Origin of the sequence: Pseudomonas abieticivorans, assembly GCF_023509015.1 — a bacterium.
Classification (GTDB): domain Bacteria; phylum Pseudomonadota; class Gammaproteobacteria; order Pseudomonadales; family Pseudomonadaceae; genus Aquipseudomonas; species Aquipseudomonas abieticivorans.
Map to the genome: position 1 here is coordinate 4,254,257 of NZ_CP094975.1, position 11,882 is coordinate 4,266,138.

Consider the following 11,882-nt stretch of genomic DNA (forward strand, 5'->3'; position numbering starts at 1 on the left):
ATATGCCGACAGATTACTTAGAGTAATCCTACATGGGGGTTGTCATGGGTGTTCAGGTCATCAGCCGCGATGGCAAGCCGGAGTATGCGGTGTTGCCGTGGGACCAGTATCAAGCACTGCTGGCTGCTGCAGGCGCGCCGCAGGCCACTGTCGAGCCGCAAGTAGCCGCCAATGCCAATGCCGAAGCCGCTTCGCCAGTGGGCTTCGACCAGCTCAAGCCGCTGCGCGAAGCCAAGGGCCTGGCCCTGGAGGCGTTGGCCCGCACGGTGGGCATCAGCCCCTCGTACCTGGCCATGATCGAAAGTGGCGAGCGGGTACCGGACGCGGCCATCCGACGAAGCCTGGCCTGGGAACTGGGGGTTCCCGGCTGGGAAGAACCGTCATGAGCGTGCGTATCAGTCGCCAGCAATGGGATGGGCTGCTGAGCGAATTGGATCATGCCCGCCGCCAGCGCCACCTGTTGACCTACCGCGCGCTGTTAGAGCGCCTGGAGTTCCCGACCCCGGCCATGCAAACCCTGACCGCCGCCCTGGAGCACTTGGCGGCTTTGGATGCCCGTGCCGAGCAGCCCCTGCGCAGTTCGCTGGTGATCAGTCAGGGGGCCAGCCGTTTGCCGCGCCCGGGCTTCTTCGAGTGCGTGGAGCGCCTGGGGCGTTTCTCCGGGCCCTCCGATGGAGTAGCCGCCGCCTCCTGGCACGCCTCGGAAGTGGTGCGGGTATTCGAATACGCCTACCCCGAGGAGTGTGCGTCGTGAAGCCATGGCTCTGGCGGCTGCGCGCCAGGGTCAGCTATTGGGTGGCACGGCAACTGTTTGGCTGGCCCTGGTTCGTCAAGCAACCGCAGGGTTGGCACTGGCTTGAAGGCCAGTTCGCTCGCATGGCGGCCTTGGGCGATGTTCAGGCGCAAAGCTTTTACGGGCATATCCTGGCCTTTCGCGGCGTGGGCATCGGGGCCCGCGAGGAGGGGGGGCGGCTGTTACGCCTGGCCGCCGAAGCCGGCGACGCCAAGGCCGCCTATCAACTGGGGGTGATGTGCCTGGCAGGCACGGCCAGTATCGCCCCGGACGCAGTGGCCAGCGTGCACTGGTGGACCTTGGCACTGAACGCGGGCCACCCCATGGCCGCGCTCAAGCTTGCGCAGCTGTACCGCCAGGGTGGCCCGGGCCTTGCGCCGGATCCGCAAGCGGCACAGCGCTATGAGCAAGGTCGGCACTGAGCGAGTCGATCACGTACAGGCTGTAGCCGGGAATGTTCTTGGCGTGATGCTTGGCCTGTGAAGCCAGTTCGGCCAGTTGGCTGGCATCCAGCGTCGCGCAGGCCGCGGGGTGCAGGTGCACCACGCCGATCGACAACGACAGCAGGGCAAACTCCTGGCGCTGGCCCTGGCGGTTGGTGGCAATGAAGCAGCCTTCGTCCAAGTGTTCGGCGCGGTAGAAGCGCCGGCATTGGCTCTGGAAGTCTTCCTGCAGATGAATGAGGCGCTTGCGCCAGTCTTGCGCACCCAGCACCAGCAAAAAGTCGTCGCCGCCAATATGGCCGACAAAGTCACGGCTGGGGTCGACCCGTTCGTTCAGGCATTGCGCCAGGCACAGCAGCACTTCATCGCCGCGGCCGTAGCCGTAGATGTCGTTGAAGGGCTTGAAACTGTCGATGTCCACGTAGCAGATCAGCGACTCGCGGCCTTGCTGCAGTAGCCGCGTCAGGCACTGCTGGATCGGTACGTTGCCGGGCAACAGGGTCAGCGGGTTGGCGTAGCGCGCCTGCTGGATCTTGAGCTCGGTGATCAGCTTGAGCACATCGATCACCCTTCCCAAGCCCACGTAGCGGCCGTTGAGGGTGATGATGAAGTCTTCCTCGATGCGCTGGCGGGCGCGGCTGGTCAGCAACCGGCTGACCTGTTGCAGGGACTGGTTGATCTCCACGGCCAGGAAATCCTCGCTCATCAACCGGCTGATCGGCTTGCGTGCGAACAGGTCGGTGGCAAAGGGCTTGAGCAGCGCTTCGGACAGCGAGTAGCGGTGCACGATGCCGCAGGGCTGCTCGTCGGCGTCCAGCACCGCCAGGGAGTTCAGGTTGGCTTGGCGGCGGAAGGCCTCCAGCACCCGCGCGGTGGGCATGTCGCAGTGCACCGAGGGTTGCTCGATCAGCAGGGCGCTCAGGTCGCTGCCGTCATCGTTCAGGGCCGGGCTGCTGGTTTCAAGTTTTGGCAGCATGGCGCGGGCGTCGTGCGGGGGATGCTCCTGCGGTCGGCACAGCAAATAGCCCTGGACCAGGTCCACGCCCATCTCGGCCAGCACGGCCAGCTCTTCCACCAATTCGATGCCTTCGGCGATCACCTGGGCCCGCGAGGCCTTGGCAATTTGCAGGATGGAGCCGACGAATTCGCGCTTCACCGCATCCTGGTGGATACCGTCGATGAAGTGCCGGTCGATTTTCACGTAGTCCGGGCGCAGTTCGGACCACAAGCGCAGGCTGGAGTAACCGGCACCCAGGTCGTCCAGGGCGATGGAAAAGCCCATGGCGCGATAATGATGAAGGGCGTTGAACAGCAAGCCGAAATCGTCGGTGGGCGTCTGTTCGGTCAGCTCGATCACCACTTCGCTGGGCGGGATGCCGAAGCTTTGCAGCAGTTGCAGGGTGCGGCCCGGTTGGTGCGTGGGTTCCAGCAACGACTCGGGCGAGACGTTGAGGAACAGCTTGCCTGGGAGTTTTTGCTCGCTGAAACGCCGGCAGGCGCTTTCGCGGCAGGCGATCTCCAGCTCGCTGAGGCGCCCGGCCTGGCGGGCCACGGCAAATAGGTTGATCGGCGAATGCAGCGCGGAGTTGGACGGGCCGCGGCTCAGTGCCTCGAATCCGAGGATGCGCCGTTCCGACAGCGAGACGATGGGCTGGAACAGGCTGTGCAAACCGCCGTGCGCCAGGATGTTGCCCAAGGTGCCGATCTGTTCGGTGATGGTCATGGCCGTCGCTTACCTCCAAGTGGGTAGCCTGGGCGTGCGGGGTGTTGGCTTCGCGGATGTATCCACTCCTACGGGGAATGTGTAGGGGCGGGTTGATCCGCGAACCACCGGCGGCAGGCAAAAAAAAGGCTGGGCGCTTGCGGCGCCCAGCCTCTTATTTCACGACAGGTTGATGACGTTTTGATGACCAATGGCCATCACTGCATCAATGTTTTGCCACCGTCGAGTTCAGCTTCAGGTAGTCCAGCAGGATGCGCCCGGTTTCGGCCAGGTAGGCATCGTCTTCCGGCTTGGTCTTGTCGGGCTCGGCCGCCAGGGCGTCTTCGTCCTCTTTCTTCATTTCCTTGAGCGGCTCTTCGCCCTTGGCCTTGCGACGGGCGTTTTCCAGCGCCAGTTGCTTGGCTTCGATGTCGGTGTGCTGGGCACGACGATCGGCTTCGTTCAGGCTCACGGTTTTTTCGTTCATCAGCTTCTCGGCCAGCGCCAGGCGGTCGCGAATGTAGATGAACTCGGCGTCCTTGTCGGTGCGCGCGTCGTGGTCAGCCTTGAGCTGGGCAATGAACGGTTTGAACGGGTCGACCGCAGGCTTGATCGAGGGGCGGATGGTGTCCCACGGCATGGCTTCGGGCAACGCGCTTTCGCCGATTTCCTTGGTGTCGATGATCGACGGGAAGGCCACGTCCGGCAGTACACCCTGATGCTGGGTGCTCTGCCCGGAAACCCGGTAGAACTTGGCCAGGGTCAGTTTCAGTTCGCCATGGTTGAGCGGCTGAATGGTTTGCACGGTGCCTTTGCCGAAGGTCTGGCCGCCGATGATCAGCGCGCGGTGGTAGTCCTGCATGGCGCCGGCGAAAATCTCCGAGGCCGAGGCCGACAGGCGGTTTACCAGCAGCGCCATTGGGCCTTTGTAGAAGGCGCCCGGGTTCTCGTCCTCGAGCACGTCGACGCGGCCATCGGCGTTGCGCACCAGAACGGTCGGGCCTTTCTCGATGAACAGGCTGGTCAGCTCCGTGGCTTCCTGCAACGAGCCGCCGCCGTTGTTGCGCAAGTCGATGACCACGCCGTCGACTTTTTCTTTTTGCAGTTCGGTCAGCAGCTTCTTCACGTCACGGGTGGTGGACTTGTAGTCCGGGTCACCGGCACGGAAGGCCTTGAAATCCAGGTAGAAGGCCGGGATCTCGATCACGCCCAGCTTGTATTCCTTGCCGTTCTCGGTGAGGTGCAGTATGGACTTTTTGGCCGCCTGCTCTTCGAGCTTCACCGCTTCACGGGTGATGGCGACGATCTTGCTGGTCTGGTCGTTCGGCGCATTGGTATGCGGGATGACTTCCAGGCGTACCACGGAGCCCTTGGCGCCGCGGATCAGCTTGACCACTTCGTCCAGGCGCCAGCCGACCACGTCGACCATTTCCTTGTCGCCCTGCGCCACGCCGATGATCTTGTCGGCCGGGGCAATCTGCTTGGTCTTGTCGGCAGGGCCTGCCGGTACCAGGCGTACCACCTTGACCTGATCGTTGTCGCTTTGCAGCACGGCGCCGATACCTTCGAGCGACAGGCTCATGTTGATATCGAAGTTTTCCGCGCTGTCAGGCGACAGGTAGTTGGTGTGCGGGTCATAGGACTGCGCGAAGGTGTTGATGTAGGCCGAGAACATGTCTTCGCTGCGGGTCTGGTCCAGGCGCGCCAACTGGTTCTTGTAGCGCTTGGTCAGGGTGTCCTGGATCTGCTTGGGATCCTTGCCGGCGATCTTCATGCGCAGCACTTCGTCCTTGACGCGTTTGCGCCACAGGTCGTCAAGCTCCGCTTCGCTTTTGAGCCACGGGGCATCCTTGCGGTCGATCAGCAAGGTGTCGTGGGTGGTGAAGTCCATCTTGTCGACGCCCTTGTCCAGTTCTGCCAGGGCGAAGTCCAGGCGCGACTTGACGCGGTCCAGGTAGCGCTTGTAGATGGTAAAGCCTGGGTCCAGGTCACCGCTCTTGAGGAAGTCGTCGAACTGCGTCTTCCACTTGTCGAATTCGGTGATATCGCTGGCCAGGAAATAGCTGCGCGAGGGATCCAACAGCTTGAGGTAGCTGTCGTAGATGATGACCGAACGTTTGTCATCCAACGGCGGCTTGCTGTAGTGATGACGCTTGAGCAGCTCGACGACATTCAGGCTGGCAATCACCTCGTCGCGGTCAGGCTGAAGTTTATCCCAGCTGTTGGCGGCGAATGTGTAGGCAGACATCGACAGTGAGCCGAGGCCAATGCACAGTGCAAGGGCGGAGCTGGGTAAGAAATGCTTCATGCTGATTCGACGTGGGGGCAATTGATAACGCATATTAGGCCGTCTTTGAATTCGCCGGTTCCATTGAAACCGGTCGCATAATGCAAAAAAGCCCGGTGCTTTAAGCTCCGAGCTCAGTCATGAGTCAACTATGGAGGCACTGTGAAGGCATTGCAAGGCGTTGAAGGACATGTGGAGTGGGTAGACCATCCGAGCTTGGAATGCGACGTAGGTCAAGTGAAGATTCGCGTGGCGGCTGCGGGCCTGAACCGCGCCGACCTGTTGCAGCGCGCCGGTTTGTATCCGCCGCCGCCGGGGGCCAGTGAAATCCTCGGGTTGGAATGCTCGGGGGTTATCAGCGAAGTCGGTGCCGGTTCCTCCTGGCAGGTGGGTGATCGGGTGTGCACCCTGCTCGCCGGTGGCGGCATGGCCGAAGAAGTGGTGGTGGACGGTCGTCACGTGTTGCCGGTACCCGAGGGCCTGACCTTGGTGCAAGCGGCGGCGATCCCCGAGGTGTACGCCACGGTGTGGCTGAACCTGTTCCAGTTGGCCGGGCTCAAGCCGGGCGAAAAAGTATTGCTGCATGCGGGTGCCAGCGGCATCGGCTCGGCGGCGATCCAGCTGTGCAAGGCGTTTGGCAACCCGACCTGGGTCAGCGTGGGTTCCAGCGAGCGCCTGGAATACTGCGTGCAACTGGGGGCACAGGGCGGCGTAGTGCGTACCGACGGCCTGAGTGCCCTGAATGATTTTGGCCCCTTCGACGTGATCCTCGACCCGGTGGGCGGCGGCGAGTACGCCAAGCTCAACGTGAAGCTGGCGGCAGTCGACGGGCGCTGGGTGCTGATCGGCCTGATGGGCGGTCGCGATGCGACGCTGGACCTGGCCCAGGTGCTGGGCAAGCGGGTGCAGTTGCTGGGGTCTACCCTGCGCACCCGTGATGACCAGTTCAAGGCTGACCTGTTGAGTGACCTGGGTCAGCATGTATGGCCACTGTTCAGCGAAGGGCGGCTCAACCCGCAGGTGGCGCGCACCTTCGCGGTCACCGATGCAGAAGCGGCGTTCGCGGAATTGGCGGGTAACCAGGTGTCGGGCAAGGTGGTGTTGATCGTGGATGCCTCGTTGGTTTGATTCAAGCTCCGTAGGAGCGGATTTATCCGCGAAAAGAACGTCGCGGTGTACCTGATGCACCGCGGCGCGGCCTTCGCGGATGAATCCGCTCCTAGAGGGAGCGCCGCGAATCACCGCTCGCGCATCGCTTCGGTCCGCGCTTTCAATACGGGTTTCAACACGTAATCCAACACGCTTTTCTCCCCGGTGATGATGTCCACTGTGGCGGTCATGCCGGGGATGATCAGCAGCGGCTTGCTGTCGCCGCCCAAATGGTTTTTATCGGTACGCACCTGGATCAGGTAGAAGCTGTTGCCCTTGTCGTCGGTGATGGTGTCGGCGCTGATCAGCTCCAGCTTGGCCTTCAGGCCCCCGTAGATGGTGTAGTCGTAGGCACTGAACTTGACCATGGCCGGTTGGCCGGGGTGCAGGAAAGCCACGTCCTGGGGGCGCACCTTGGCTTCGATCAGCAGGTTGTCTTCCAGCGGCACGATCTCGACCATGTCGCTGCCCGGCTGCACCACCCCACCGATGGTATTGACCTTCAAGGTCTTGATGATGCCGTGCACCGGTGACACCACCGTGGTACGGCTGACGCGGTCGTCGATGGCGATGCTGGTGGCGGTGATCTTGGACAGGTCGGTGCGCTTGCTGTTGAGGTCTTTGGAGGCGTCGGAACGGAAGGTCTGGATCGACTCGTTGAGCTTGCTCTTGATCTCGTTGATGGCCGCATCGGCGCGCGGGATGGCCAAGGTGGTGGCGTCCATCTGGCCGCGGGCTTCGACCGCGCTGCGCTTGAGGCGCAGGATCTCGACCGGTGAAATCGCCCCGGTGCCCACCAGCGGCGCCGACATGTTCATCTCTTGCTGCAGCAGGGCCAGGCTTGAGCGGTACTGCTCCTGCTTGGAGCGAAACTCTGCCAGCTCCTGGGTTTTTTGCCGCAGTTGCTCGGTGAGGGTGGTTTGCTCACTGGCCAGCCGGCGCTGGCGCGAGGTGTAGAAGCTCATTTCGTCCTCGGCCACTTGCGGGGCCTTGGTGCGGACCTCGTCGGACACCACGAACGGCTTGCCTTCGGCTTCTGCCGACAGCCGTTCCACCTGGGCCATCAGCGCATACCGGTCGGCCTCGCTTTCGCCCTTGTTGGACAAAAAGCGTGTGTCGTCCAGGCGTATCAGGGTGTCGCCCTTGTTCACCATTTGCCCTTCGCGCACGAAAATCTCGGTGACGATGCCGCCCTCCAGGTTCTGGATGACTTGCACCTTGCTCGACGGGATGGCCTTGCCTTCGCCCATGGTCACCTCTTGCAGCACGGCAAACTTGGCCCATACCAGCGCCGCCACGATCAGCGCGGCGCACAGCCAGACCGTGAGCCGCGACAGGCGCGGCGAATCCTGCAACGACGCGCTGGCGAGCTCGGGCATGAACTCGCTTTCCGCGGTTTTACCGAAGCTTGAGAAGTAGCCTCGCGGACCTGAAGATGCTGCCATCGATGACTACTCCTAAACCGCTGTTGAGCCGACACGGCCCTTGCGCAATGCGTCGATTACCGCGTCTTTCGGGCCATCGGCCACGATCCGTCCGTTGTCCAGCACCAACAGCCGATCCACCAGGCTGAGCATCGAGGTGCGGTGGGTGACCAGCAGCAGGCTTTTGCCCTGCACCCAGCTGTGCAGCTTGAGGCGCAGGGTGTCTTCGCTGCTGTTGTCCATGTGGCTGGTGGGTTCGTCGAGCACCATGATCGGTGGGTCCAGTAGCAGTGCCCGGGCCAGCAGCACGGCCTGGCGCTGGCCACCGCTGAGCAGTTGGCCGCGTTCGCCCACCGGGCGGTCGAAGCCGGCCGGGTGCTGGCGGGCCAGTTCGCTGACGCCGGTCATTTCGGCCACTTCCAGCATGCGTGCGTCACTGACGTAACGCGCGCCCAGGGTCAGGTTGTCACGCAGGCTGCCCGCCAGCAGCGGCAGGTCGTGGGCCACGTAGCCGACTTGCTGGCGCAGGTCGCTGATGTCCAGTTGGCGCAGGTCCAGGTTGTCCAGCAGCACCTGGCCTTCGTCGGGTTCGTAGAAGCCCAGGACCAGCCGCGCCAGGGTGCTTTTGCCCGAGCCGCTGCGGCCGATGATGCCGATGCGTTCGCCCGGCTTCATGCTGAAACTGATGTTGCTCAGGGCCGGGGCGTTTTGCCCGGCATAACGGAAGGTCACCTGGCTGACCGCCAGGGCTCCTTGCAGGGTGGTGCGTTCCAGTGGCCGCTGTTGCGGGTCGCGCTCTTGCGGCAGGGCCATCAGCGCGTCAGTACTACGCATGGTCAGTTGGGCCTGCTGGTAGCGGGTGATCAAACCGGCGATCTGCCCCAGTGGCGCCAGCACGCGGCTGCCGAGCATGTAGCTGGCCACCAGCGCGCCCACGCTGAGGTTGCCGGCGATGATGCTGTAAACCCCGGCGACGATGATCGCCATGCCGGAAAACTGCTGGATGAACAGCGTGCCGTTGGTGGCCATGGCCGACAGGTTGCGCGCATGGCTGTCCAGGCGGGTGAGGGCGCCGTGGGTGTTTTCCCACTGGTACTGGCGCTCGCTCTCGGCGCCACAGGCCTTCAGGGTTTCCAGGCCGCTGAGGGTTTCGATCAGCAGCGCCTGGCGTTCGGCGCCCAGGGCCAGGCTTTTTTGCACGGTGTCGCGCAGGCGCACCTGGATGATCAGGGCAAAGATGATGGTCAGCGGGAAAGCCAGCATCGGGATCACCACCAGCCAGCCGCCCAGCAGGCCGATCACCAGCAGCATCAGCACGGCGAAAGGCAGGTCGATGATGCTGGTCAGGGTGACCGCGGTGAGGAATTCGCGCAGGCCCTGGAAGTCGTGGATGCTTTGCGCAAAACCGCCGATGGTGGCGGGGCGGGCTTTCATCGCCATGCCGGTGATGCGCTCAAACAGCGTGGCGGACAGGATCAGGTCGGTCTTCTTGCCGGCGGTGTCCAGTAGGTGCGCGCGCACCACCCGCAGCACCAGTTCGAACAGCGTGCCCACCAACAGCCCGATCACCAGCACCCACAAGGTCGAGGTGGCTTGGTTGGGCACCACCCGGTCGTAGGTTTGCATCACGAACAGCGGCACCATCAGCCCTAGCAGGTTGATCATCAGGCTGGCCAGGATGGCGTCGCTGTACAGCCAGCGGGACAGTTTGAGCGTGTCGCGAAACCAGGCATGCACCCGTGGCATCAGCGGCGAGCGCAGGTCTTCAAGCTCGTGGCGGGGCCGTGCGAACAGCGCTTGGCCGCTGTAGGCCGCTTGCAATTCTTCAAGGCTGACCCATTGCTCGCCACCCTCGGCTTCGCTGGGCAGGATCAGCGCCTGGCCGTCCTCGCCCCAGCGCCTGAGCACCGCGCAGCGGCCCTGGTCGAGGATCAGCAGCACCGGCAGGTTGAGCGGCGAGATCGCCGACAGTTCGCGGCGCAACAGGCGCGCCTGCAAGCTGGCCCGGGCTGCGGCACGGGGCAGCAGGTCCAGGCTCATGCGTTGCTCGGCCAGGGGCAGGCCGGCGCTTAGGCTGGTGCGGCTGACGGTGCAACCGTGCAGCTTGCACAAGATCAGCAAGCCGTCGAGCAGGGGGTCATCGAAGCTCAGGCGCGGGTCCACGCCCGGGGCTGCAGGTTGCATGCTGGTCAAAGGCAGTACTCCAGGCGACGGTCGATTACTTCATGTCCGGCAGGCGCGCTTCGCTTTTGACTTCCGTCTGGGCGATGGCTTCTGCTGGCAACACGACTTTTTCCTTGTTCAGCAACTGGCCCATGTTGGCCAGCACGCGGTACATCGAATACTCCTCGGTGTAGCGCACCTCGGCGTAACGACGGTTGGCGTTGTACAACTCGTTCTCACTGTCCAACAGGTCGAGCAGGGTCCGTTGGCCCAGGCCGAACTGGTCTTGGTAGGCAGCACGCACCTTGGTGGTGGTCTCGGCGTATTCGCGGGCGTAGGGGGTTTGCACGCGGGCGTTGTTCATGGCGTTCCAGGCCAGCGACATGTTCTCGTTGAGCATGCGCAGGGCGTTGTTACGGATGTCCATGGCCTGGTTGATCTTGTGCGCATCGGACTGCAGGCGGGCCTTGTCGCTGCCGCCGCGGAACAGGTTGTAGTTCATTACCACGCCGGCGCGCCAGTTGTTGTCGCGGCCTTCTTCGCCGGAGATGTTGTTGTTGGCGCCCACCGCCAGCTCCGCGTCCAGGCGCGGGTAGAACGGCGACTTGGCGGTTTCGTACTGGCTTTCGGCAGACTGCACGTCGGCTTGGGCCGATTTCAGGTAGGGGTTGTTCTCCAGCATCGACTGGCGGGCGGACGCAAGGTCTGTGGGCATTTCGCCTTTGACCGAGGCTGGTGATTCCAGCTCGTCGGGCATGCGCCCCACGGCGCTGAAGAAGTTCGCCTCGGCGTCCGACAGGTCTACTTGGGCGGTGTAGAAGTTGTTCTCGGCCAGGGCGCGACGGGCTCGCGATTGGTCGACGTCGGCGGTGCTGCCCACGCCGCGCTCGCTGCGCAGGCCGATCTGGTCGTTGACCCGCAGGTGCGCCTGCAGGTTATTTTTGGCCAGGGTCAGTAGCTCGCGACGCTTGAGCACTTCCAGGTACACCTCGATGGCGCGCAGGGCCAGGGTTTCCGAGGTACCGCGCACGTAGTAGGCGCGCGAGTTGACCACGCCCTTGGTGCGTTCCACTTCGTTGGGGGTGTTGAAACCGTCGAACAGCATCTGCCGCAGCCGCAGTTCCGACTGGGTGTAATTCAGGGTTTCGGTGTTGTTGCCGGTGAGCGCGCGGGTGGTCGGGCTGTCGGTTTTTTCCCGGCCGTAACCGGCCACCAGGTCAACGCTGGGGTAAAACCCGCCCTTGGCGACTTTCTCGTCCTCATCTGCCGACAGCCGGTTGTTAATGCTGGACTGGATCTCCGGGTGGTTGTCGATGGTGCTCTGGATCGCGTCGGTGAGCGACATGGCTTGGGCTTGAGCGCAGGCCATCGCCAACAAAACCGCGCTGTAGATGGGGTTCAAAACGCGCATTGGGTGGATCTCCCTAAGGTCTTCGAAGTGAAGCAATCGCCAAAAAAATGACGAAAAATAAAGGTCAAACCGTTTCAGGCCTGTAACAACAGAGCTAAGAACATCTTTAGGAAGAGCTAAGAAGATTTTTTCATAACAGTTATGCGGAAAAAAACTTATGCGCTCTGGAAAATCCAAGACATTGTTCTCTCAAGCCAGCCCGCCAAGCGAAGTAACAACAAGGCTTTAGGGCTGAACAAGAAAAGTTCAGAATTTATTTGCGACATAGGGCGGGGATGTAGCGGAGGGGAGGGAACGCGTGAGTCTTTGGCGACAGAAAATTGTCACTTGCAGGGTAAAGACTCATTCGCCACCTCACCAAAAGCGCTCGAAAACGGATCAAACTGATTTTGTTCAGGTTTGTCCGCGCGAGCCGCCGGCGGTTGTAGGTCAGTTGGATTGGCTGTGTAGCATGAAGCATCCGAATGGGTCGGGTGCCGTGCCGCATGGCGTCCGGCCGTACCTCCACGC

9 protein-coding genes are annotated in these 11,882 nt (G+C 62.7%); 4 read left to right on the forward strand and 5 right to left on the reverse strand.

The features are described 5' to 3' along the window. Nucleotides 1-44: 44 nt before the first annotated feature. Genes L9B60_RS19555 through L9B60_RS19565 form a run of 3 tightly spaced genes read left to right on the forward strand, consistent with a single transcriptional unit; the run spans nucleotide 45 to nucleotide 1,215 of the window. Nucleotides 45-386, forward strand: coding sequence for a helix-turn-helix domain-containing protein (locus tag L9B60_RS19555; RefSeq protein WP_438865995.1), 342 nt, complete (start codon nucleotides 45-47; stop codon nucleotides 384-386). Further along, nucleotides 383-754 carry a hypothetical protein gene (locus tag L9B60_RS19560; protein WP_249672384.1) on the forward strand — a complete coding sequence of 124 codons (372 nt, stop codon included), beginning with the start codon at nucleotides 383-385 and terminating at the stop codon, nucleotides 752-754. Before L9B60_RS19555 ends, L9B60_RS19560 begins: the two co-directional genes overlap by 4 nt. After that, a complete protein-coding gene (locus tag L9B60_RS19565; protein WP_249672385.1) occupies nucleotides 751-1,215 on the forward strand; it encodes an SEL1-like repeat protein in 465 nt (154 codons plus the stop codon). The genes L9B60_RS19560 and L9B60_RS19565 overlap by 4 nt, the downstream gene beginning before the upstream one ends. Here L9B60_RS19565 and L9B60_RS19570 read toward each other — a convergent pair. Then, complete coding sequence (locus L9B60_RS19570; protein WP_249672386.1) at nucleotides 1,127-2,959, reverse strand: bifunctional diguanylate cyclase/phosphodiesterase; 1,833 nt, start codon at nucleotides 2,957-2,959, stop codon at nucleotides 1,127-1,129. The genes L9B60_RS19565 and L9B60_RS19570 overlap by 89 nt on opposite strands. A 205-nt stretch (nucleotides 2,960-3,164) precedes the next feature. Continuing rightward, the gene (locus tag L9B60_RS19575) at nucleotides 3,165-5,246 is read right to left on the reverse strand and encodes a carboxy terminal-processing peptidase (protein ID WP_249672387.1); all 2,082 of its coding nucleotides are present in this window, start codon (nucleotides 5,244-5,246) and stop codon (nucleotides 3,165-3,167) included. Between the two features lie 141 nt (nucleotides 5,247-5,387). Here L9B60_RS19575 and L9B60_RS19580 point away from each other — a divergent pair, with 141 nt between their 5' ends. Beyond that, nucleotides 5,388-6,353 (forward strand): zinc-binding dehydrogenase, encoded by a 966-nt coding sequence (locus L9B60_RS19580; RefSeq protein WP_249672388.1) that lies wholly within the window; start codon nucleotides 5,388-5,390, stop codon nucleotides 6,351-6,353. Between the two features lie 110 nt (nucleotides 6,354-6,463). On the opposite strand, the gene L9B60_RS19585 is transcribed toward L9B60_RS19580, so the two are convergent. Genes L9B60_RS19585 through L9B60_RS19595 form a run of 3 tightly spaced genes read right to left on the reverse strand, consistent with a single transcriptional unit; the run spans nucleotide 6,464 to nucleotide 11,372 of the window. Then, nucleotides 6,464-7,819 (reverse strand): HlyD family type I secretion periplasmic adaptor subunit, encoded by a 1,356-nt coding sequence (locus L9B60_RS19585; RefSeq protein ID WP_249672389.1) that lies wholly within the window; start codon nucleotides 7,817-7,819, stop codon nucleotides 6,464-6,466. Between the two features lie 12 nt (nucleotides 7,820-7,831). Continuing rightward, nucleotides 7,832-9,991, reverse strand: a complete 2,160-nt coding sequence (locus tag L9B60_RS19590; protein WP_249672390.1) for a type I secretion system permease/ATPase — start codon at nucleotides 9,989-9,991, stop codon at nucleotides 7,832-7,834. A 25-nt stretch (nucleotides 9,992-10,016) separates the two neighbouring features. Next, a complete protein-coding gene (locus tag L9B60_RS19595) occupies nucleotides 10,017-11,372 on the reverse strand; it encodes a TolC family outer membrane protein (RefSeq protein WP_249672391.1) in 1,356 nt (451 codons plus the stop codon). Nucleotides 11,373-11,882: the final 510 nt, after the last annotated feature.